We start from the raw sequence: 23221 nt of genomic DNA, 5'->3' as shown, positions 1-23221 counted from the left end.
ATTCCTGAGCTTTTTATTAGGATGTCTTTTCCGGATGTGCGAGTTGTAAATGAAAACAGCTTTCGCCATTGTCAGTGCGTTTGTATGAAATAATTGCCTGGTTGGCTTCACACAGTTCTTTGCAGATATACAGGCCGAGGCCAGATCCGGTATTTTCAGTCGTAAAGAATGGCTCGAATAAATGTCGGCTATTTTCGCTGTTGATTCCTAAGCCATAATCAATAACCCGAATGTAGGGTTGTTGTTGGCTTATGTCTACACCGATTTCAATGCGTAGATCCGGGCGATCGGGCTGCTTGATGCCGTAGCGAATACCATTGTCACACAAGTTGGTGAGAACTTGCTGCAATTGACTGGTGTCAAATTTTGCCTCCAGGTTGGTGATGGTGCTGGCATCATCAAAATCAAATTCATCTTGCAAGTCACCAATATTTTTTTCGCGTACCAGTATGTTTAATTCGTATCCATTGCTCTTGCTTGATTTGTAGTCGGTGATAAACGCCGGTATCCACTGTTGTAAATTAATCTGTGCCGGCTTGGCGGCGCGACGCCGTGAAAGTTGCAAGATGTTCTCAATGATTTGATTTACCCGTTTGCTGTGATTATTAATAATATCCAGCAAGCGATGATCGGTCGCGGGAAGCGTTTCTGACTCCCCCAATAATTGACTGGCATGGCTGATGGCGCCGAGGGGGTTGCGGATTTCATGGGCAATACTGGCGGTTAGGCGTCCCAGCGAAGCAAGTTTTAATTGTTGTGCTTGCTGATTGATTGAGCGAACATCTTCAAGAAAAATCAATACTTCATTTGCGCTGCCCGGTTCCAGATAAGCGAAATTTACTTTTGCCTCGGTGGTGGTATCACCGTCGATTTTTAGGTAAGGCGAATGATCGCTTGCATTGCGCTGCCATGACTGATGTTTTTTAAAAAGTTCTGGAAACTGATCCAGCCGCAATTTTTCATCGGTATCGATGGTCGCCCCGAGAAGTTTTAATGCAGCTTGATTGCATAGTTCTATGTCGAGATTTTTATTGAGTACTACAATTCCAGTGCGCATTCTTTCTACAATCAATTGCGCCAGTTTTTGTAAGTGTGCGGCCTGAATTGCCTGGGCTTCAGCTTCAGCGTAAGAGAGGCGGATTTTTTTAGTAAGATGTTGAAACAGCAGTGCAGTCAGGAATGCCAGTGCGCTGAGGGTTCCTGATGCAAACAGCGATTTATTATCCTGGGTGATAATTAAAAAACGAAACGTGCCTTCGCCGATCACAACAATGGTTGTGAGAGCAGCGAGAAAAAATGAAATACGCTCACGCAACATGATGCCGCCCGCCGCAATTGCAACGAGCAATAAATAGCCCAAACCACTTATCGCCCCACCACTGGCGTGCATCAACAACCCGATAGCGACAACATCGATCAGCAGTGAACCAAACAGTTTGCGCTGGGAGGGAGAATATTTTAGTCGCCACATGACGATCAATGTCATGAAGTTAATCGCGGTATAGGCCAGCGAGGTATAGAAAAACAGCTCCGGGTTGTCATTACCCAATACTTTAGGGGCGAATTGTATCTGGAACATCATTAACAACAGGCTACCGAGTAGCGTGCGGTAATAGGTGTAGACGCGTAGCAAATCGTAGGGATTATAGCTGCGTGGATTATTGAGCAGGTTGGAGGTCATAGTCTTCTTCTGTGTCCTTTTTGGATAACCGGACAAAATCCGCTTGGCTTTAAAAGGTTATATCGCGGACAATATGCACCGGTATTTGAATTGACCCGATCCTTTAGTCCATTTCAGGTGTCGTGTCATACATGGGCCGAATATGCGGGCTAATTTTGCCAGTTTCGCGCCACTTATGCTGCTTTCCTGGATGCGATTCCAGACTTATTTTCAGCGGCGCTGTCCCACTCTTTAACTCCTTGAATTTTATGTCACAGCTACATTTGATCCTTGCCCAGCTTAATACCCTTGTGGGGGATATTCCCGGCAATACTGCCAAGGTGCTCGCCGTTGCGCAAAATGCTATGGCCCAAGGCCAAGTGGATGCGATTGTCTTCCCCGAGCTGACATTAACCGGTTACCCACCGGAAGATCTGCTCTTGCGTCCCAGTCTTGAGCTGCGCATTGAACGCGCACTGCAGGAGTTGCAAGCTGCACAATTGCCGCTGGCGTTGGTAGTGGGCTATCCCCGTTTTAAAGACGGTCGCCTGTTCAATATGGCGGGAGTGATTGCCGGTGGGAAATTGGTCGCGGAATACGCGAAGCAATGCCTGCCGAATTATCAGGTGTTTGATGAAAAACGCTATTTTGTGACTGGCGATAGCCCCTGCGTATTCGATTTAAACGGTGTCCCCACTGCGTTAAGTGTCTGCGAAGATATCTGGTATCCCCAACCTATGGCGCAAGCGAGAGCGGCGGGTGCAAAGCTGATGCTCAATCTCAATGCCTCACCTTATCATCAAGGCAAGCAGCAGCAGCGCGAAGCGGTAATTGCGTTTCGCGCGCGCGAAGGCGATATGCCGGTGGTTTACACCAATCTGGTTGGCGGGCAAGACGAGCTGGTATTTGACGGCGGTTCGGTCGTGGTGGATGCAAACGGCCAAACACAATTCCGCGCTCCGGCGTTTGCCGAAGGTGAGTTTGCGGTGACACTGGATTGGGATCAGCAACACGTTGCCGTTGCCACGCAATTGCAAACTCCACTGACCGATAAAGTTGCTTCGGTATATCAGGCACTGGTGTTGGGGATGCGCGATTACGTCAACAAAAACCGCTTCAAGGGCGTGGTGCTGGGTTTGTCCGGTGGTATCGACTCCGCGTTAACCCTTGCGATGGCCGTTGATGCACTGGGTGCCGAGCGAGTCGAAGCGGTGATGATGCCGTTTCGCTACACCTCCGATTTAAGTAAAAGCGATGCCGCTGATGAAGCTGCACGACTCGGTGTCCGCTACAGCTCGATCAGTATCGAACCCATGTACGAAGCCTTTATGGCCGCGCTTAGCGATGAGTTTGCCGGCACCAAACGCGATACTACTGAAGAAAACCTGCAGGCGCGCTGCCGCGGCGTATTGCTGATGGCGATATCCAACAAGAAGGGCTATCTGGTACTGACTACCGGCAACAAAAGTGAAATGGCGGTCGGCTATTCCACGCTTTATGGCGATATGGCCGGTGGTTTTGATGCGCTGAAGGATGTCCCCAAAACGTTGGTGTTTGCCCTGTCGCGCTATCGCAACACAATCAGCCCGGTGATTCCCGAGAGCGTTATTACCCGTCCACCATCAGCTGAGCTGGCGCCGGATCAAAAAGACGAAGACAGTTTGCCGCCCTACGATATTCTCGACCGCATTTTGGAATTGTATGTTGAACAGGATTTCAGTGCAGAAGCGATTATCAGCCAAGGCTTTAACCGCGAGCAGGTGGAGCGGGTAGTGCGCCTTGTGGATGTGAACGAATACAAGCGTCGCCAGGCGCCGATTGGGATTCGCATCAGCCAGCGCGGCTTTGGCCGGGATCGACGCTATCCTATTACCTCCGGTTGGAAGATGGGCGATTAAGCAATCGCCCTGATTCCGGTGCAATAAAAAAGGCCGCGATTGCGGCCTTTTTCTACGAGTCGAGCGCGGCGATTATTCCGGACGATCTACCGCAACCGATTTTTTGTACTGCGGATCGTAAATCGCGCGGGTATCAAAACCGGTGATTTCATTTTTGTTGAACAAGCCGAGAGTCAGGTAAGCAAGCCAGGGCGACTTACCGTTGTTGTACATAAAGTTGTAGTCAAACTCTCCCTTTTGGTTCAATGCGGGATAGTCGGCATAGTTGAGTTTCAGGATTTCCAGAATCTCATTCGACTGTTCGGGCATCTTTAACAGGTGATAACCCTGTACCATAGCGGCCAGTGCATCCGGTGTGGCGGGCGATTGGGGAAAGTTTTCCAATACATAGCGACCGCGACCAACGGCAGCAACATAAGCGCCGCGTTTAAAATAGTAATTGGCGACGTGGATTTCGTAGCGCGCCAAGTGGTTGCGTAAATGCAACATGCGTTTTTTCGCATCGGCGGCGTAGTTACTGTCAGGATAGCGGTTGAGTAATTGGGTAAAATTCGCGAGGGATTCACGCGCAGCACCCGGGTCGCGTCGGGAGGTATCTACCGGCATCACTCGCTCAAACATGCCCTGGTCTTTGGTAAATGAGCTCATTCCCAGCATATAGTAGGCGTAGTCCACATTGCGGTGTTGGGGGTGAAGACGGATAAAACGGTTGGCCGTGGCGATTGCGGCATCCGGCTCGCCCGAGCTGTATTGGGCGTAGATAAGCTCCAGTTGGGCCTGATCAGCGTAAGTGCCGAAGGGGAAGTTTTCTTCAAGCGAGTTCAGGTTCTTGATCGCCGATTCCCACTGGCTGCGCTCAAGTTGTTCTTCGGCGGCGCGATACAAGTCCGCTTCGGTGGTGTATTCAGGCTCTTTGGTGGAGCAGGCAGTCAGCAACACAAGGGCGCTGAGCATCAAACAGGGCAGAACTCGCATAGGGTTATAGACTCTTATCTCGATAAACGAAGGCCCCCCAAGTGCGGGGCAGGGTATTTAAACACAGAGCTTGGCGGATACCAATCTGGCAGGAATAAAAGCTCCACTTTTCCGGTTTTTGGCTGATCAACACCTGTCAAAAATCTTCACTAGAGGTTTTTTAATGAAAGATGTTTTTGACCTGAGCGCACAAGTGCCCATCCAGATGAGCGGCATGCGCTTCGACCAGATCGCCTCCGAGTTGTTCCCTGACTTCTCGCGCTCGCGTCTGCAAAGCTGGATTAAAGATGGCCAACTGAAAGTAGATGGTCGTGTTGCCAAGCCGAAAGACAAATTGATCGGCAATGAACTGCTGGAGTTAAAAGCCGAACTGGAAGCCCAGGGCGATTGGGAACCGGAAGAGATTACGCTGGATATCGTCCATGAAGATGACGATCTGATCATCATCAATAAGCAGGCCGGACTCGTGGTTCATCCCGCCGCAGGCAACTATACCGGCACCCTGGTGAATGCGCTGCTCAATCATATTCCCGAGCTGATTAACCTACCGCGCGCGGGCATTGTGCATCGCTTGGATAAAGAAACTACCGGTTTGATGGTGATCGCCAAAACCCTTGAAGCGCACACCGATCTGGTTGAGCAATTGGCCGATCGTACTGTAAGCCGCGAATATGAAGCCGTAGCCGTTGGCGCTATGACCGGTGGCGGCACTGTGGATGCACCTATGGGGCGCCATCCGATCCAGCGCAAACTCATGGCGGTATTGAGTGCAGGCGGCAAGCGCGCCGTGACGCATTATCGCGTTGCCAAGCGTTATCCAAGCCATACTCATATCCGCGTTAAATTGGAAACTGGCCGCACGCACCAAATTCGCGTGCATATGGCGCATATAGGCCACGCGCTGGTGGGTGATCAAACCTACGGCAGCCGCTTTAAAATCCCCAAAGGCGCCAATCAGCATTTGATCGATACCCTCAAAGGTTTCCCGCGTCAGGCGCTGCATGCATTCAAGTTAGGTCTGGAACATCCCGGCACCGGCGAGTACACCGAGTGGACGGCGCCACTGCCGGAGGATTTTAAAAATCTGCTGGATGCACTCAACACAGGCTACACCCTTGTCGATGACTAAGTCTCAAGGTATTAAGGCCCAAGGCATCACTCCCGATTGGCCGGTGCCGGCCAATGTGCGCAGCTACATCAGCACGCGCGTTGGTGGTGTAAGCGCATCGCCCTACGCGAGCAATAATCTCGGTTTGCATGTGGGTGATGATCCTGAATTGGTTGCAAAAAATCGCGCGCAACTCAGCGATGAATTGGGTTTGGCACAAACGCCCCAGTGGCTTGAGCAAGTCCACGGGGTAAAAGTGGTTAACGCCAAAAGTGATGGTGTTGTGCGCACGGCCGATGGCAGCTACAGCAATCAGCCTGGCCAGGCTTGTCTGGTAATGACGGCTGATTGCCTGCCGATTTTGTTGTGCGATAAGCAAGGCACACAAGTCGCAGCGTTGCATTGTGGCTGGCGCAGTTTGGCAAAAGGCATTTGTGCACGCGGCCTGCAAAAATTTACCGCTAAACCCGGCGCTATCCTCGCTTATCTCGGCCCTGCTATATCGCAACTGCATTTTGAAGTCGGGGTTGATGTGCTTGAAGCCTTTTTTAAGGCAGCGCGCAGCCAGGTGCACGCCGAGCAAATTGCAACTGCATTTGTATCAGCGCAGCGACCACTGCATTTTTATGCCGATATCTATACGCTCGCCCGCGCTGAATTGAATGCGTTGGGGGTGACGGCCATTTACGGTGGCGATTACTGTACCCATGCGGATACAGCGCGTTTTTATTCGTTTCGGCGCGATAAGGTGACTGGACGCATGGCGAGTTTGATTTGGCGCGAGTAATTTTTGCTAACTGAATCCAACAGGATAAAAGTTGCATCTAAACTCTTGCGTACAGCATTACTGCTGATCGTAGTTGCCCCGCCGGGAGTACTACCAATTAATCGAAGAGCACTTATGTCAAAGCATCCGTTCAAAATCGAAATCTGCGTTGAGGGAATCGATGGCCTCGTTGCAGCGCAACAGGCGGGCGCCGATCGGGTGGAGCTTTGCGCCAGCCTGCTTGAAGGTGGTTTGACACCGAGTCTGGGCGTGATTCGCGAAGCCTTACGGATTGCGACTATTCCATTCCACGTTATCATCCGGCCGCGCGGTGGCGACTTTCTCTATTCCGAGCTCGAATTCCGCAGCATGATCGAAGATGTCAAAGTGTTGCGCGAGATGGGCGTTGTTGGTGTGGTGATCGGATGCCTCACACCTGAGGGCACTATCGACGAGGCGCGGACCAAGGCATTGGTCGATGCGGCACGGCCGATGAAGGTGACCTGTCACCGCGCATTCGATATGACACGCGACTATCGTGAGGCGCTTGAGGCTCTGATCAGTGCCGGTGTCGATCGGGTGCTGACGAGTGGCCAGCGCGACACCGCAATCAAGGGGAGCGATATTCTCAAGGACACAACCGCTATCGCCGATGGCCGTATTATCATCATGGCGTGCGGTGCACTCGATGCCAGCAATATTGCGCAAGTGCGCACTGCTACCGGCGTCGACGAGATGCATTTTGCTGCGCTCAAGACCGTCAAGAGCGGCATGGATTTCCGCAATCCGCATGTCGGCATGGGCGGCACCGCGATCGAGCGGGAATATGAAATCACGCTGACTGATGTCGAATCGGTGCGTACTACAATCGCTGCCGCCCGTACGGCCAGCTAACACCCTATTCATCGTCACGGTAGTGCCGATGTTGATACTTAGTCCATCACCAACAAGGAATCATTATGGATCTCGATCAAATTGAAAAACTGAATGATCTCAAGCAAAAAGGCTTGATCAGTGAAGAGGAATACCAGCAAGCCAAGGAGCGCGTTCTCGGTGCCCAGGCGCAATCTGCTGCGCAGCCACAGACCATTGTGGTAAAAACCAACAATTACGATTACGCCCTGATTCTGCATCTCACCCAGTTTTGTTCCTGGCTGTTCCCGTTTTTGGGATTAATCGTTCCCTTGATTATGTGGCAATCGAAAAAGGAAGATCCTTACATCAATGAGCAGGGCAAAGTCGTCATGAATTGGGTGTTTAGTTCATTAATTTATTGTTTGGTAAGCATTGTCCTCTGTTTCCTGATCGTGGGCTTTTTCCTGTTGGCAATCCTGTTTATCTGCTCGATTGTATTCACCATCATGGGGGCGATGGATGCGAATAAAGGTATTATTAAAAATTATCCGATGTCGATTAAGTTTTTTGATGTGCGCGAAACTCCGCGCGCGCCTGTTACATCTACTGGCGTGCAAAATTGATCTAACGCAAACAACCTGATTTATCCCGCTCAAAGATGACCAGCGGGCCGCCGGGCCCGCTTGAAATCACCCCTCGCGCCCCCACGTCTGCTTCAACCGAGTAGTAACATTTCGCTTGAGGTAATCCATGCGTATCGACCGTTTAACCAATCAGCTTCAAGTCGCACTTTCCGATGCCCAATCTATTGCATTGGGGCAGGATCACAGCCAACTCGACCCGGGCCATTTGCTTCTGGCAATGATCGACCAAAAGGGCGCGGCCAATGTGCGGCTGCTATTGAGTCAGGCCGGATTTGATGTCGCCGGCCTGCGCACCTCGTTGAATGAATATTTGGAAAACCTGCCGCAAATCAAAAATCCCACCGGTGAAGTGACTATGTCGCCCGAGATGGTGCGTCTGCTCAATCTTGCTGATCGCCACGCGCAAAAAGTGGGCGATAAATTTGTTTCCAGCGATTCGGTGTTGCTGGTATTGATGCTGGAAGCGCAAGGCGCAGTGGCTGAGCTATTGAAAAAATACGGCAATGCGCAACGGTTGCAACAGGCCATCCAAAAAGTGCGCGGCGGTGAAAATGTTGATGACGCCGATTCAGAAGGTAATCGCCAGGCGCTGGAAAAATATACCGTCGATTTAACCGCGCGCGCCGAAGCGGGCAAGCTTGATCCGGTCATTGGTCGCGACGACGAAATTCGCCGTACGATTCAAGTCTTGCAGCGCCGCAGTAAAAACAATCCGGTGTTGATCGGTGAGCCGGGCGTGGGCAAGACGGCGATTGTCGAAGGCCTTGCGCAGCGCATCGTGAATGGCGAAGTGCCGGAAGGTTTAAAAGATAAGCGTTTGTTATCACTCGATTTGGGTGGATTGCTTGCCGGTGCAAAATTCCGTGGTGAATTTGAAGAGCGGTTAAAATCCGTAATCAATGAGCTGAGCCGGCAAGAAGGTCGCATTATTTTATTTATCGACGAGCTGCATACCATGGTCGGCGCCGGTAAAGGTGAGGGCGCAATGGATGCGGGCAATATGCTTAAGCCAGCGCTCTCGCGCGGCGAGTTGCATTGCGTCGGTGCGACAACGCTTGATGAATATCGCAAATATATTGAGAAAGATGCTGCGCTTGAGCGCCGTTTCCAAAAAGTATTGGTCGATGAGCCAAATGAGTCCGACACCATTGCTATTTTGCGCGGATTAAAAGAGCGTTATGAAGTCCACCACGGTGTGGATATTACTGACTCGGCAATTATTGCTGCAGCAAAATTATCACAGCGTTACATTACTGACCGGCAATTGCCTGATAAAGCGATTGATTTAATCGACGAGGCTGCAAGCCGTATCCGTATGGAAATCGATTCCAAACCGGAAGAAATGGATCGCCTTGAGCGCCGTTTAATTCAATTCAAAATTGAACGCGAAGCGGTGAAAAAAGACGAGGATGAGGCGAGTAAAAAACGCCTTGCCAAACTTGATCAGGATATTGATAGGTTCGAGCGCGAACTGAATGATCTGGAAGAAATCTGGCGTGCAGAAAAAGCAGCCCTGCAAGGCTCGCAAGAAATTAAAAGCCAACTGGAGCAGGCGCGTTTTGAATTGGAGGAAAAACGTCGCAAAGGTGACTTGGCGCGGATGAGTGAATTGCAATACGGCATCATTCCCCAATTGGAAAAACAATTGGATATGGCCGGGCAAGCCGAAATGATGGAAATGAAATTGCTGCGCAATAAAGTGACCGAAGAGGAAATTGCTGAAGTGGTTTCCAAATGGACCGGTATTCCCGTATCCAAAATGTTGGAAGGCGAACGCGAAAAATTGTTGCGTATGGAAGAGTCGCTGCATAAACGGGTGATCGGCCAGCACGAAGCGGTGGTGGCGGTGGCAAACGCTGTGCGTCGCTCACGGGCCGGTTTGTCCGATGCCAATCGTCCCAATGGTTCATTTTTATTTTTAGGCCCAACCGGTGTGGGTAAAACTGAATTGTGCAAATCGCTGGCAGAGTTTTTATTCGATACCACTGATGCCATGGTGCGTATTGATATGTCGGAATTTATGGAGAAACATTCAGTTGCCCGTTTGATCGGCGCACCGCCGGGTTATGTCGGTTACGAGGAGGGCGGTTATCTTACGGAAACTGTTCGTCGCAAACCTTATTCGGTAATTTTGCTCGACGAAATTGAAAAGGCCCATCCCGATGTATTCAATATTTTATTGCAAGTATTGGATGACGGTCGCTTAACTGATGGCCAAGGCCGCACCGTGGATTTCCGCAATACGGTTATTGTTATGACATCGAATTTGGGCTCCGATCGTATCCAGGAGTTAGCGGAAGACAAATCGTTCGATACAGTGAGCTTTGATAGTTTTGTTAACAGCGATATGAATAATTCCCTCAACAATGAAAACCGCTACAACGCCATGAAAGATGCAGTGATGGAAGTTGTTACTGGTCATTTCCGTCCGGAGTTTATCAACCGGATCGATGAAGTAGTTGTGTTCCATCCGCTTGGCCGCGAGCAAATTCGTGGTATCGCCGATATCCAATTGGATTTGTTGCGCAAGCGTTTGGCCGAGCGCGAGCTGAGTTTGGAGCTGGACGATGATGTAATGAGTAAGTTATCGGAAGTTGGTTTCGATCCTGTTTATGGTGCACGCCCACTTAAACGCGCCATCCAGCAATTAATCGAAAATCCACTGGCGCAGGATATCCTCAGCGGAAAATTTATGCCGGGTGCGATTATTCACGGCAAACTGCTGGGCGATAAAATTGTATTTGATCCAAAACGATTAAACTGACAAATGGTGTGTCGGCAAAAATAGTTGCCTCAAAATAAAAACGGCCATCAAGTGATGGCCGTTTTTATTTTGCAAGGCGAGTGTTTATTCGCAAGCCTGATTAATAATGGCTTGCATAGCTTCGCGCTGTTTGGTTTTGTCTTCTTCTGATAAGAAAACCTCAACCCCGGTGGCATCTTGGGTTTTTATGCGTGCGACCGAATTAAGGATTGCCAGATTATCTTTTGCCTTAGCACAGCGCTCAGGGTCTTTCAGTGCTGTTTGTGTCGCTGCTGCAGGAGCTTCCGCAGCGGGTTTTGGTTGCGCCGCCGCAATTTGTGCAGGGGTTGGATCGCTATGGCCGGTACGGGCATTCACCAATGTGGCCTTAACATTTTTAGGTGGACGTTCACCGTAGTGGACTACTCCTTTGTTATCTGTCCAGGTATATACCTTGGCGGCCAACACATTTTGGGCTGCCAGGATACCGAGCAGGCAAAAACCGATAATACGTAAGAACTTCATGGATTTACCTTATGTGCGAATGCTTCCGGGTCAATTAAGGATAGTTGAGCCAACTATAGACCTTATACCGACGGAGCGAAACTTCCGAGGTGAAATCTGTGAGCATGCGCAAGCTGGCACGATTGGCGGCTTAACTTACCTGGATTCTCCTTGTCCCACGTCCTCCAAGGCTAAAAAGTGCGCTAGTTGGTGTTAATTTCTTGACTTTGCCGGTTATCTTGGGAGAATTGCCGTTCCGCTAGATGGCTGCAGTCGCCCCCTAAAGCGTGGGCTCTCGCTGCTTTCCGCCAAGTCACCCTCTTGGCGACCCATCTAATGGTCGGGTTCCTACCAGAACCTTGCCTGAGAAAGCCGTTGCATACCTGCCCGGTTTTCGCTGATCCGATCCTGACCTTGCCGGGTTTTGATCGTGGATCATTCATGGTGTTGGCCTGCCCTAAGTGCCAATACTTTCCTGTGTGACTCTTTATTTCGCCCTCAGTGGTACAAAAGACACACGCGCAACATGCGATTCATATCCTAAAAGGGGAATCATTGTGGAAATGCTTTCAGGCGGAGATATGCTCATCCGCGCCCTGAAAGACGAAGGCGTTGAATACGTTTTCGGCTATCCGGGCGGCGCTGCGCTGCATATTTATGACGCTATATTTCGTCAAAAAGACGTTAAACATATCCTTGTTCGTCACGAACAAGCTGCAACCCATGCTGCCGATGGTTACGCGCGCGCGACCGGCAAAGTGGGAACTGTGCTGGTAACTTCCGGCCCGGGCGCGACCAATGCCATTACCGGTATTGCGACGGCCTATATGGATTCTATTCCGATGGTAGTGATTTCCGGTCAGGTGATGAGTCATCTGATTGGTGAAGATGCTTTCCAGGAAACCGACATGGTGGGTATCTCCCGCCCGATCGTAAAGCACAGCTTTATGATCAAACACGCCAGCGAAATTCCCGAGACGGTGAAAAAGGCCTATTACATTGCGGCGACCGGCCGTCCTGGTCCGGTAGTTATCGATGTACCTAAAGACCTGACTCATCCAGCGCATACGTTTGCCTACGAATATCCCGAGAAGGTGAAGCTGCGCTCCTATACCCCGGCTACTCGCGGTCACTCTGGCCAGATCAAAAAAGCGGTGCAATTGCTGCTCGGCGCCAAGCGCCCGATGATCTATACCGGCGGCGGTGTGGTGCAGGGTAATGCTTCACATCTGCTGAAAGAGTTGGTGGATCTGCTTAATTACCCGGTAACCAATACCCTGATGGGCCTGGGTGCATATCCCGGTACCGGCAAAAATTTCCTCGGTATGCTCGGTATGCACGGCACTTACGAAGCCAACACCGCAATGCATCACAGCGATGTGATTCTGGCGGTGGGGGCACGTTTTGATGACCGCGTAACCAATGCCATCAGCAAGTTTTGCCCGACTGCAAAAATTATCCATGTGGATATAGATCCTGCATCGATTTCCAAAACGGTAGTTGCCGATGTGCCTATCGTAGGTGCAGTGGATAGCGTGCTGAGTGAAATGCTGGCGTTGATTAAAGAATCGGATGAAAAACCCGATGCTGAAGCACTTGCCTCATGGTGGGAGCAAATCAACGAATGGCGTGAACGTCATGGCATTTACACTAAGAATCGTTTTGATACTACCAGCGATAAAATCAAGCCGCAGGAAGTTATTCAGGCGATTTGGGAAGTGACCAAGGGCGATGCTTACGTTACATCCGACGTGGGCCAGCACCAGATGTTTGCCGCGCAATATTATTTGTTCGACAAACCGCGTCGCTGGATCAACTCCGGGGGCCTCGGCACTATGGGCTTTGGTTTACCAGCAGCGATGGGCGTGCAAATGGCGGATCGCGATGCGACTGTTGTATGCGTGACCGGTGAAGGTTCAATCCAGATGTGTATTCAGGAATTGTCGACCTGCACCCAATACCATCTGCCGGTAAAAATCATTTGCCTGAACAATCAGGCGCTCGGCATGGTTCGCCAATGGCAAGACATGCAGTACTCCAGCCGCTATGCGGAAAGTCTGTATGAGGACTCGCTGCCGGACTTCATAAAGTTGGCTGAAGCCTACGGACACGTTGGTATTCGTGTTACTAAAAAAGAAGAGCTGAAAGCAAAATTGGCTGAATGTTTTGCGCTGAAAGACCGCGTGGTATTTATGGATATCATGGTCGATCAAAGCGAGCACGTTTATCCGATGCAGGTTGCGCAGCAATCCATGCGCGATATGATCCTGAGCAAAACGGAGCGCACCTGATATGAGACGCATTATTTCTGTATTAGTTGAAAACGCTCCCGGTGCTTTGTCACGTGTAGTAGGTTTGTTCTCCCAGCGCGGCTACAACATTGAAAGCCTGACAGTTGCACCGACCGAAGATGACACCCTGTCGCGCTTGACACTGACAACCTTGGGCGATGATCACAAAATCGAGCAAATCACCAAACACCTCAATAAATTAATTGATGTAGTTAAGCTGGTGGATTTGACCGAAGGTTCGCACATTGAACGCGAACTGATGCTGATTAAAGTCAAAGCCTCAGGTGCACAGCGCGCCGAAGTAAAACGTTGCGTGGATATTTTTCGCGGCCAGATCGTGGATGTCACCAGCACGCTCTATACGATTCAAATCACCGGTGCGAGCGATAAGCTTGATGCGTTTTTACAAGCTGTCGGCGATGCTTCAATCATCGAAGTGGTACGCACCGGTGTGTGCGGAATTTCACGCGGTGAGAAAGTATTGAGTTTGTAAAAGCTCGCGTGAAACTATACAAGTAAGAGAAGGCCGAATTGCGAAAGTGATTCGGCTTTTTTTATTGGCAGAATATTGCAGTGGCGATAAATTATTGCGAGCTATCACAATTTGCATAACCAAAAGCAGTGTAAGGAGCTTATTTTTTGTAGGCTTGGCGTGTTACGGTCATGTTGGTCAGCGGCCATTTTAAAACTTTTCATTTAATGCAATTTAAGGATTTACTTATGAAGCACATTGCCATAGTCAGTTTATTAAGTCTGTTTTTAATCGCTGGCTGCGGCCAGTCATCCAACGAGGAGCAGCCATCAGAGTCGGTAGTCGATGAGAGTCAACATGAACCATCAGACGAGGCTATCCCCTCGGGTGAGCCTATTACTTTGCATGCACGGTTTGAGTTTGTGGATGCATTAGCCTCCCCCGCAATAAATTCCCGTCGTCAATTAAATGCGTCGCTTTATATGGAGACTGATGTGATCCGCGATGGCAGCGGAGCCAGTGCAACTTATTCGCTGGACAGTGAAGAGTCCCGGGTGCAGGGTGTTGTATATGCTACCGGGTCGCTGGCGATGAATGAAAATGATATCTCGTCCACTGAAACCTACAATATGCATAACTCATGGGATGTGCTGACTAAAAACCCTGAAGGAAAATTCATTATTAAACTGCCAGAGGCCTCACTGGTGGGCGAAGGGTTAAGTGTGGGCGTTGAACTGGAAGTGCCTGTGAGCGGAATTAAAAAAGCAACTATCAGCTCGCAAGGGCAAACTATTGATAGCGAGATCATGCATTCGCGCTCGATGTTTTGTGCAACACAAACGGCAGATAGCGATATCTGCACATTGAAATTTACCATTGACGCACTACCGACCAAAGCGCAAGCGCCGGGATATGAACAGCTATTTGAGAGCGCCAAGTCAATTTATCCCTATCAAGGTAAGAAAGGTCCGGATGGTGGTGTGGTTATGTATTCAGGTTTGATACCTGTGTACGGTGCAGCTACTCAATACAACAATGGACATTTTATTACTGAGTTGAACCAGCAGTATCAAATCAATATGGACGGTACAGATATCAGTCAGCACATACACCTTGTTGTGTGGTCAACCAAACGCGGCGATAACTGGAAGCCAGAGGGATTACCTCCGCTGCAAAAGCCTGAAGTGCTGCAGTGATTGCAGTAAAGGAACCCAATGTCTATGCGCGAATTTATTTTAAATTGCAATGCGTTTGAAATTGCCGGTGTCGGGCTGGCATTTTTCGGTGGTATTTATCTCATATTCGGCGCATTGAATGTATTTATTAGCCAGCAACTGCTGCCGCGCTTGCATATCGGTTGCAGGCTTGATCCTCGCCCATTGGGTAATGGCCAGTTGCAGCGTGAATTATTATTGTCAGCCAGCTCCATCGCTATTTTCGGGATCGGGATGATTTTCCCTTGGGGACTGTTGCAACTTGGTTGGGCTCAATTAGCTGTTAACCCTTCCGGTTTACAAATTGCAACTGAAATTTTTGTGTTGGTGATCTGGAATGAAATCCATTTTTATATCAACCATTGGCTGCTACATACGCGATGGTTGCGGCAGTTTCATTTACCGCATCATCGTTCGGTAGTCACCACGCCTTGGTCTACTTATGCGTTTCATCCGGTAGAGGCGATGATGTTGGGGAATGTGATTTTATTGCCAATGATGATGCATGATTTTAGTGTCTATGCGCTTTTTTCCGTACCCTTGTTTAGTTTGTTGTTCAATAGTATCGGTCATTCCAATTTTGATTTTAACCCCCGTTCGCCGCGCGTTATTTTTAACGGTGCGCGTCGCCATCATTTGCATCATGCCTGCTTTAATGGCAACTATGGTTTTATGTTTCCGTTTATGGACTGGATTTTTAAAACTGCTTTACCTGCTGATGCTGCCGATAAACAAATCAATCGCTGGCGAGTGCGCTAAATCCCATGCGCTACTGGCGTGATTGGCAGAGTATTGTGTATTTGCTGGCGCTGCCGTTGCTGGTTACCTGGCAGTGGCAGAATGGATTTAGCTGGCCGTTATATCTACTGGAATTATTTCTGACGTTAGGGGTGGGGGTGATCCATCACAATCACACCCATTTGCGCATCTGGACTTCGCGCCGATTAAATCGGTTAACGGATTTATGGATTACACTCCTGCAAGGTCACCCCACGTTTGTATTTTATCCAGCGCACATTGGTAATCATCACCGTTATCATCACGGCGAACAAGATTTAACGCGTACCTATCGTTTTGATACGCCCGGTGCGCGCGGTGACTCCAATCACCTCCTTGGTTATATATTGCATCCGCTGCAAGCTATTTGGGTTTTGTATCCGCGCTTTTTCTCTTATCTAAAACGCCGCTATCAATTTCAGCGCACCTATTTTTATTACTGTGTATTGCAGTACGTGTTAATTATGAGTTTGTGGTTATGCTTAGCCGCAATCGATTGGCAAAAATGGCTGGTATTGGTGCTCATTCCCCAATTGCATGGTTTGCACTGGTTGTTGGCGACTAATTATCTTCAGCATGCCCACGCCGATGGCAGAGGTAATAATTTACAGTTTGCGCGCAATTTTTATGGCTGGGTTAATCCTTTGTTGTTTAATATCGGGCTGCACACGGCGCATCACCAGCATCCGCGTGCGCATTGGTCGTTATTGCCGCAACTAGCCAAACAATACGCGGCGCAGGTAAGTCCTGCGTTAAATGAAAAAGGTTTGCTGCGTTATATGTTGCGCACTTATTTGTTAGGATCATTGCACTCACGCTGGCGCAGTCGCTCGCTTCATAACAAGGATTAATCTATGCCCACTCGTTTTAACCGTGTTTATATCCAATCCGCCGGTTACCATCTGCCGGGTGAGCCGGTAGATAATCAGGCGATGGATGATTTTATTGCGCCGCTGAACCGTATTTCTTTGCGGATTAAAAATAAAATCCTGGCGGAAAATGGAATCCAAACCCGGCATTACGCCATCGATAAAAATAGTGAGACAACAACCTCTCACACCAGATTGGCAGCTAACGCGATTCACGATTGCCTCGCACGCGCCAATGCAATGTTGAACGATGTCAGTTTACTTGCAGTAGGATCATCCGGCAGCGATGCATTAATTCCTGGTTTTGCCGCGATGGTGCAAGGTGAATTGGGGGCGCCGCCGATGGAAACCTTATCGAGCCTTGGGGTTTGCGCAGCCGGTATTTCCGCAATTGAGTTTGCTGCGCAGTCGATTGAGTTAGGCGCACATCACCAGGCTTTGGTGGCGGCTGTGGAAATGCCGTCAAGAATTTTCAAAAAAAGCCGTTTTGCGCCGCGTGGTTATAGCAGTGATTTTGATGCACACTTCCTGCGTTGGATGCTGTCCGATGGTGCTGGCGCCTTGTTGCTTACTGACAAGCCTGATGCGAACAAGAGTATACGCATAAAAATAAACTGGATTCACCAAAAAAGTTTTGCCGGTGATTATCCGGTTTGCATGCAATTGGGTTTGACTGAAGATCGCAGCAAATCTTTTCTCGACTTTCCGTCGTCCAGCGAGGCAGAGGCTGCGGGTGCATTATCGTTGCGGCAGGATATCCGTCTGCTACCACACTTGTTTGATGTGAGTATTCACGAATATGTAAAGCTGGTAAGCGATGGCTGGATAACCTCGAACGAAATAGATCATTTCCTTTGTCATTATTCTTCAGCGCGTTTTATTCCGGTGGTAGAAGAGTTATTGGATAAAGCCGGGCTGACTATTCCGCGTGAGCGTTGGTACAGTAATTTAACAACACGCGGCAATACCGGTTCTGCATCGATTTTTATTATGTTAGCAGAATTTTTGGATACGCATGAGGTAAAGCCAGGTGAAAAAATATTTTGCTTTATCCCTGAGTCGGGGCGCATGACTGCCGCTTATATGTTGTTGGAAGTTGAAGATGCAAGTGCTCCGCTCAATGTTTTTGTGCCTGCGTCCATATCCAGACAGGCAACAACAGAAATTATTGCCCCGCCACATGATCCACAATCTGCACCTATGCATCTGCAAGATTTATTAACTACATTAGCGGGCATTTGGCACGACTATCGCTCGCAGGTTTGGCGCAGTCAGGTAATTCATAAATTGGTCAGCCAACAATTTACGCTGGACGATTATTGCAATTGGACATCCCAGTGGGTGCCACAAGTGCGCGAAGGCAGTAAATGGATGCGTAAAGCGGTTGCGTCGCTAACCGGTGTGTATATGGATCTTGCCAGCTTGATTGAAACCCATGCGAGCGAAGAGCAAAACGATTTTAAAATTTTGTACGATGATTATTGCGCGGCAGGCGGAACCGAGCCTTTGGATAACTTGCGTCGCAACCCCGGTGGCGAAGCATTAAATAGTTACCTGCATTCGCTTGCTGCAACCACCAACCCGATTGGTTTGTTAGGCGCAATTTATATTATTGAAGGAACTGGCCAGCGCATTGTTCCCGCACTCTTGCCGTTGCTGCGTAAACAAGTGGATTTACCTGCAAGTGCTTTTCGCTTTTTGGAATATCACGGCGCTAATGATGAACATCACCTTGCGCGCTGGTTGGCCGCAGTTGAATTGGTGTTGGTAATCGAACCACAAGCTGCAAAAAGCATAATCGCTACAGCAAGGCGTACCGCGCAATTATATCTCATGCAGTTTGAACATATTGTGGAGAGTTAAGGAATGGAAAAAACACCAAAATTTTTACAGGCTGGATTTGATCCGCGCGATCCCAATCCCTGGCTTGCACTTTATTTGGATCAAAGTACACCGCTACCCGATCATGTAAAAAAAGCCTGGCTTGCGGATTCAGAAACACCATCGCGTCAGTTTTTATTGCCTTTTGTACGGCCAATAGCGCGCACATTCATTGTATTAATCCAGATTGTGAAAGTGGTTGTGCCGCGCAACTGGGCAGCATCCAGGTTGCTGCATTGGGTTCTCGCGACCGGTTTGAAATACTGCGTGCGTCCGGAAGCGAATTGGTTAGTGTTGCGGCATTTTCATATGGGCGCGCAGATTCTGGAATTTATCGCGGCCAATGCGCCAGTCAGCGTAGCAACATCTTCGCTAAAACCGATGAGCCTGGACGAATTAAAAGATGAATTATTTCTAAAGCACGATTTAAATCTATTTAACTTTGTTATTCGCTTGGGTAAAGCACTGCGTGATGCCAATCAAAAACTGGTTCCGGTGGAAAAACCGGATTTCAGTATGATTCACGAACCGGAAATTACCTTGGGATCAATGCCACGTGGAATGCTGAACGGTATCGATTTGCAAACTGCCATTGAAATGTTTACGCCGACCTATCAATTATTTCTTACGGATAACGATTTCTGGCGTGCATCCAATTCCTTGCAGTTGGATGAGACCATTGGCCTGTATGTAGCGACTATTTTAAATTCGCCACAGCATTTGGTGCTGTTAAATAATAAACATCCGTTAGTGCCAATGAGTACCTTGCGTGCGGGCTATCGATTGGTATTGCATGGTCTGTCAACCGAAATGTTGCACGCATTGTTAATGGATTTAAAAAAAGCACAGGCCGAACACCATGCACCGGATTACAGTGTCAATCAATCCACATCAGTTGTGGACGTAAATGAAACGGATAAATAATGAGTGATATTTTCTCGCTAATCGATTTTTCCGCTCCCTCACATGAAGTGGCACCGCAATTAATCGGTGCGCAATTTTTTGTGAATGGTGTGGGTGGAACTATTGTTGAAGTAGAAGCTTACGATCAGTCCGAACCTGCATCTCACACGTTTTCTGGCCCGAGTGTGCGCAATGCGTCTATGTTTGGCCCGCCCGGACGAGCTTATGTTTATCGCTCATACGGCATTCACTGGTGCCTGAATTTTGTCTGCTCACCCGAAGGTCATGGTGCCGGTATTTTAATTCGCGCAATTCAGCCAACCAAGGGGTTGGATATCATGCGCACGCGTCGCGGCGTTGAAACGGAGCGTTTACTTTGTTCGGGCCCAGGACGTGTGGGGCAGGCATTGGAAATTGTACATGCATTTAATGGCCGCTCCCTCGCGCAACAACCCTTCAAATTATTACCTGCTGTTGCATCTGTCGATGTAGTGCATGGCCCGCGCATTGGAATATCCAAAGCGATGGATTTGCCGTGGCGTTTTGGATTGGCGGGCTCGTCTTTTTTGAGTAAACCTTTTCGTTGATGTGTTATTTATGCGGTTCGCGCAGTTGACTCCAAAACGCATTCACAATCGGGCTTTTCAATCGTTTTTCCATCACACAAATGCCAGTGTCGTAAGGGCCTAAATCCGGTTGCGGATTAAACCGTTTCACTTTGTCGGCAAGCGGGCTGTTGTCCACTACGATTTGCGGGGCAACGCCAACACCAAATCCCAAGCTCACCATACTCACAATCGCTTCATTCCCTTTTACTTCAGCGTAGATATTCGGTTTGATACCGAGAGAATCGAACCAGATATTTAATCGCTCCCGCGCCAACCCTTCTTCGGGAATGATCACCGGAATCTCCTGCCAGCTTTTCCCCTGCCAGTCCTCATTAGTGGCGGTGATAAAAATCAGCGGCGAACTGTTGATGGGTTTAAAGCTGATGCCGGCGGGCAATTTGTCGGGTTTGGCGGCGATGGCGATGTCTTCATCACCCGCGAGAATCCGCTCAATCGATTGCGCCGGATCGCCGGTGTGGAGTTTGATTGCAATGCCCGGATGTTTAACGCGGAACTCGGTGAGGATCTCATACAGGAAACTGTAACTTGCGGTCACCGAGCAATAGATGCTGAGCTGCCCGCGCAGTTGATCGGCCTGCGCCAGCAGCGATTCCTGATAAGTCTCCCACTGTTGGATCACCTCTTTGGCAAACCCTAAAAATTGCTCGCCTTCATGGGTGAGTATCACCGAGCGGTTGTCGCGCACAAACAGGCTTACCCCCAGATCATCTTCCAGTTGTTTGATGTTGCGGCTAAGGGTGGAAGGGCTGACATGGCAACTGGCGGCGGCGCGACCAAAGTGCAGGCTGTTGGCGAGGTTGCAAAAGAGGCGAAGTTTGGTGATATCCATAGCGAAGCGATCAGTAATAAATAACTATGTTGCATAAAATGAAATATTGAATTGCGAATATATCATTTTACGCGATGCAAGTGTTTCCCTACACTGGCGACCTTTTATCCCGGTCGGACTTCAGTGTTTACCTGTTTTCCGGCAATCATCATCTCCTGAGGAGTCTGTTATGCACGTTTATTACGATAAAGATGCCGATCTTTCTATCATCCAAGGCAAAAAAGTAGCCATCATCGGTTACGGTTCACAAGGTCATGCGCACGCGTGCAACCTGAAAGACTCAGGTGTTGACGTGGTTGTTGGTCTGCGCGCTGGCTCTGCCACTGTTAAGAAAGCGGAAGCCCATGGCCTGAAAGTGACTGACGTTGCCACTGCGGTTAAATCAGCTGACGTAGTCATGATCCTGACTCCGGACGAGTTCCAATCAAAACTCTACAAAGAAGAGATCGAGCCAAACATCAAGCAAGGCGCCACCTTGGCTTTCGCACACGGTTTTGCGATTCACTACAACCAGGTTGTACCGCGCAAAGATCTGGACGTAATCATGATCGCGCCAAAAGCACCCGGTCACACTGTCCGCTCTGAGTTTGTGCGTGGCGGCGGTGTACCTGATCTGATTGCGATCTTCCAGGATGCGTCAGGCAAGGCGAAAGATACTGCCCTGTCATACGCATCAGGCGTAGGCGGCGGCCGTACCGGCATCATCGAAACTACTTTCAAAGACGAAACCGAAACCGACCTGTTCGGCGAGCAAGCGGTTCTGTGCGGCGGCGCGGTTGAGTTAGTGAAAATGGGTTTCGAAACCCTGGTTGAAGCGGGCTACGAGCCGGAAATGGCTTACTTTGAATGTCTGCATGAGTTGAAGTTGATTGTTGACCTGATGTTCGAAGGCGGTATTGCCAACATGAACTACTCAATCTCTAACAATGCCGAATACGGCGAGTATGTGACGGGTCCTAAAGTGATCAATGAAGAGTCGCGCAAAGCGATGCGTCAAGCATTGAAAGACATCCAAACTGGCGAATATGCCAAGAAGTTCATCCTTGAAGGTGCAACCAACTATTCTTCTATGACTGCTGCGCGTCGTAACAACGCGGCGCACGGTATCGAAGTGGTGGGTACCAAGTTGCGTGCAATGATGCCTTGGATTCAAGCGAACAAAATCGTTGATCAAACCAAGAACTAATTGGTATTTGATCCCAACAAAAAACGCGGCTTAGGCCGCGTTTTTTGTTGCTGACTGTGTAAAATGACCCTCCCGCAATCGGAGAGAGAATGATGAGCCAGCACGATAATGACAGCTCCAAGCAAGAACCGGTCGATAATGAAGGGCCGCTACCTTTTGGGGATCTGGTTGAAGAGGTCTCCGAAGACGGCAAAAAAGTTCGTCATCGCGGTGTTTATCTTCTACCCAACCTTTTTACTACCGGCGCGCTATTTTGTGGCTTTTACGCCATTGTCTCTGCCATGCATGGCAATTTTGCACAAGCGGCTATCGCTATCTTCGGCTCTATGCTGCTTGACGGGATGGATGGGCGGGTGGCGCGCATGACCAACACCCAAAGTGCCTTTGGTGAGCAATACGATAGTCTTGCCGATATGGTTTCTTTCGGTGTTGCGCCTGCATTGGTGATGTTTAGCTGGGTTTTACATGATCTCGGTCGTTGGGGCTGGGCAGCGGCATTTATCTATACGGCCTGTGCAGCATTGCGTCTGGCTCGATTCAATACGCAAATCGGCGTGGTCGATAAAAAATACTTTATGGGATTGGCGAGTCCGGCTGCTGCCTCGATTATTGCCGCAACAGTATGGGTTTGGTTCGATTCCAAGCCGGAGGGGATTTGGGCTGCGGGTGTTGCCATGTTGACGGCATTCTCTGGTTTGCTGATGGTGTCCAATTTTCGCTACACGAGCTTTAAGGGCATTAACTTCCGTGGGCGTGTTCCCTTTGCATTTATGTTGCTGGTGGTGCTGGTATTTGCATCGCTCATTATTTATCAGCAACAGGGAGTGTTGGCGATAGCGGTTATTTACGGTTTGTCCGCGCCCATTATTTGGGTGTTTCAGCGTATAGCGGGCAGCGCAAAATCGCCCAAAGCGCCCGAATAAAAGCCAGTCAGTTTGTTAATTAATCGCCTCCAAAATTAAAACGCCCCAATCCTAAAAAAGGCTTGCACGGGTGCGGCTGGATTCGTATAGTGCG

Annotated in this window: 20 protein-coding genes; 16 read left to right on the top strand and 4 right to left on the bottom strand. The window is 49.3% G+C overall.

Features of this window, described 5'->3' with window-relative positions; all coding sequences use genetic code 11:
• Window positions 1-16 precede the first annotated feature (16 nt).
• The gene (locus AC1RJL_RS13305) at window positions 17-1681 is read right to left on the bottom strand and encodes a sensor histidine kinase (RefSeq protein ID WP_492914788.1); all 1665 of its coding nucleotides are present in this window, start codon (window positions 1679-1681) and stop codon (window positions 17-19) included.
• Between the two features lie 248 nt (window positions 1682-1929).
• Between AC1RJL_RS13305 and AC1RJL_RS13300 the strand changes: the two genes are divergently transcribed.
• Window positions 1930-3558, top strand: coding sequence for an NAD+ synthase (locus AC1RJL_RS13300; protein ID WP_492914786.1), 1629 nt, complete (start codon window positions 1930-1932; stop codon window positions 3556-3558).
• Window positions 3559-3630: 72 nt separating this feature from the next.
• Here AC1RJL_RS13300 and AC1RJL_RS13295 read toward each other — a convergent pair whose 3' ends face one another.
• Complete coding sequence (locus AC1RJL_RS13295) at window positions 3631-4533, bottom strand: outer membrane protein assembly factor BamD (protein WP_492914784.1); 903 nt, start codon at window positions 4531-4533, stop codon at window positions 3631-3633.
• Window positions 4534-4696: 163 nt separating this feature from the next.
• Here AC1RJL_RS13295 and rluD point away from each other — a divergent pair, with 163 nt between their 5' ends.
• From rluD to clpB, 5 genes are all read left to right on the top strand, one after another.
• Entirely contained in the window at window positions 4697-5662 is a 966-nt protein-coding gene (gene rluD, locus AC1RJL_RS13290; protein ID WP_492914782.1) for a 23S rRNA pseudouridine(1911/1915/1917) synthase RluD, read from the top strand.
• The gene (gene pgeF, locus AC1RJL_RS13285; protein ID WP_492914780.1) at window positions 5655-6428 is read left to right on the top strand and encodes a peptidoglycan editing factor PgeF; all 774 of its coding nucleotides are present in this window, start codon (window positions 5655-5657) and stop codon (window positions 6426-6428) included. Before rluD ends, pgeF begins: the two co-directional genes overlap by 8 nt.
• 114 nt (window positions 6429-6542) lie before the next feature.
• Window positions 6543-7301, top strand: coding sequence for a copper homeostasis protein CutC (locus AC1RJL_RS13280; RefSeq protein WP_492914778.1), 759 nt, complete (start codon window positions 6543-6545; stop codon window positions 7299-7301).
• A gap of 65 nt (window positions 7302-7366) precedes the next feature.
• Entirely contained in the window at window positions 7367-7885 is a 519-nt protein-coding gene (locus AC1RJL_RS13275; RefSeq protein ID WP_492914775.1) for a magnetosome magnetite crystal formation protein family, read from the top strand.
• A gap of 127 nt (window positions 7886-8012) precedes the next feature.
• Window positions 8013-10670, top strand: a complete 2658-nt coding sequence (gene clpB / locus AC1RJL_RS13270; RefSeq protein WP_492914773.1) for an ATP-dependent chaperone ClpB — start codon at window positions 8013-8015, stop codon at window positions 10668-10670.
• Between the two features lie 84 nt (window positions 10671-10754).
• On the opposite strand, the gene AC1RJL_RS13265 is transcribed toward clpB, so the two are convergent.
• Window positions 10755-11174, bottom strand: coding sequence for a DUF4124 domain-containing protein (locus AC1RJL_RS13265; protein ID WP_492914771.1), 420 nt, complete (start codon window positions 11172-11174; stop codon window positions 10755-10757).
• Between the two features lie 536 nt (window positions 11175-11710).
• Here AC1RJL_RS13265 and AC1RJL_RS13260 point away from each other — a divergent pair.
• The 8 genes from AC1RJL_RS13260 (at window position 11711) to AC1RJL_RS13225 (ending at window position 20147) form a co-directional block, all read left to right on the top strand.
• Window positions 11711-13444 carry an acetolactate synthase 3 large subunit gene (locus AC1RJL_RS13260; RefSeq protein ID WP_492914768.1) on the top strand — a complete coding sequence of 578 codons (1734 nt, stop codon included), beginning with the start codon at window positions 11711-11713 and terminating at the stop codon, window positions 13442-13444.
• A 1-nt stretch (window position 13445) separates the two neighbouring features.
• Window positions 13446-13937, top strand: coding sequence for an acetolactate synthase small subunit (gene ilvN, locus AC1RJL_RS13255; RefSeq protein ID WP_492914767.1), 492 nt, complete (start codon window positions 13446-13448; stop codon window positions 13935-13937).
• Window positions 13938-14164: 227 nt separating this feature from the next.
• Window positions 14165-15112 carry a hypothetical protein gene (locus tag AC1RJL_RS13250; protein ID WP_492914765.1) on the top strand — a complete coding sequence of 316 codons (948 nt, stop codon included), beginning with the start codon at window positions 14165-14167 and terminating at the stop codon, window positions 15110-15112.
• A gap of 24 nt (window positions 15113-15136) precedes the next feature.
• A complete protein-coding gene (locus AC1RJL_RS13245; RefSeq protein ID WP_492914763.1) occupies window positions 15137-15889 on the top strand; it encodes a sterol desaturase family protein in 753 nt (250 codons plus the stop codon).
• A gap of 5 nt (window positions 15890-15894) precedes the next feature.
• The gene (locus AC1RJL_RS13240) at window positions 15895-16758 is read left to right on the top strand and encodes a fatty acid desaturase (protein WP_492914761.1); all 864 of its coding nucleotides are present in this window, start codon (window positions 15895-15897) and stop codon (window positions 16756-16758) included.
• Window positions 16759-16761: 3 nt separating this feature from the next.
• Entirely contained in the window at window positions 16762-18639 is a 1878-nt protein-coding gene (locus AC1RJL_RS13235) for an iron-containing redox enzyme family protein (RefSeq protein ID WP_492914759.1), read from the top strand.
• A 3-nt stretch (window positions 18640-18642) separates the two neighbouring features.
• A complete protein-coding gene (locus tag AC1RJL_RS13230) occupies window positions 18643-19581 on the top strand; it encodes a DUF6999 family protein (protein WP_492914757.1) in 939 nt (312 codons plus the stop codon).
• Window positions 19581-20147, top strand: coding sequence for a DNA-3-methyladenine glycosylase (locus AC1RJL_RS13225; protein ID WP_492914755.1), 567 nt, complete (start codon window positions 19581-19583; stop codon window positions 20145-20147). Before AC1RJL_RS13230 ends, AC1RJL_RS13225 begins: the two co-directional genes overlap by 1 nt.
• A gap of 4 nt (window positions 20148-20151) precedes the next feature.
• Here the strand turns inward: AC1RJL_RS13225 and ilvY are convergent, their stop codons facing one another.
• Window positions 20152-21018 carry an HTH-type transcriptional activator IlvY gene (ilvY, locus tag AC1RJL_RS13220; RefSeq protein WP_492914753.1) on the bottom strand — a complete coding sequence of 289 codons (867 nt, stop codon included), beginning with the start codon at window positions 21016-21018 and terminating at the stop codon, window positions 20152-20154.
• A 169-nt stretch (window positions 21019-21187) separates the two neighbouring features.
• On the opposite strand from ilvY, the gene ilvC reads away from it, so the two are divergent.
• Both ilvC and pssA read left to right on the top strand, forming a co-directional pair.
• Entirely contained in the window at window positions 21188-22204 is a 1017-nt protein-coding gene (gene ilvC / locus AC1RJL_RS13215; protein ID WP_492914751.1) for a ketol-acid reductoisomerase, read from the top strand.
• An 89-nt stretch (window positions 22205-22293) separates the two neighbouring features.
• Window positions 22294-23127 (top strand): CDP-diacylglycerol--serine O-phosphatidyltransferase, encoded by an 834-nt coding sequence (gene pssA, locus AC1RJL_RS13210; RefSeq protein ID WP_492914749.1) that lies wholly within the window; start codon window positions 22294-22296, stop codon window positions 23125-23127.
• The last annotated feature ends 94 nt before the right edge of the window (window positions 23128-23221 follow it).

The organism is Cellvibrio sp. GW822-FHT04B05 (assembly GCF_058800985.1).
The sequence above is the reverse complement of the archived record's forward strand: the minus strand, read 5'-3'. Positions and strand labels throughout refer to the sequence as shown.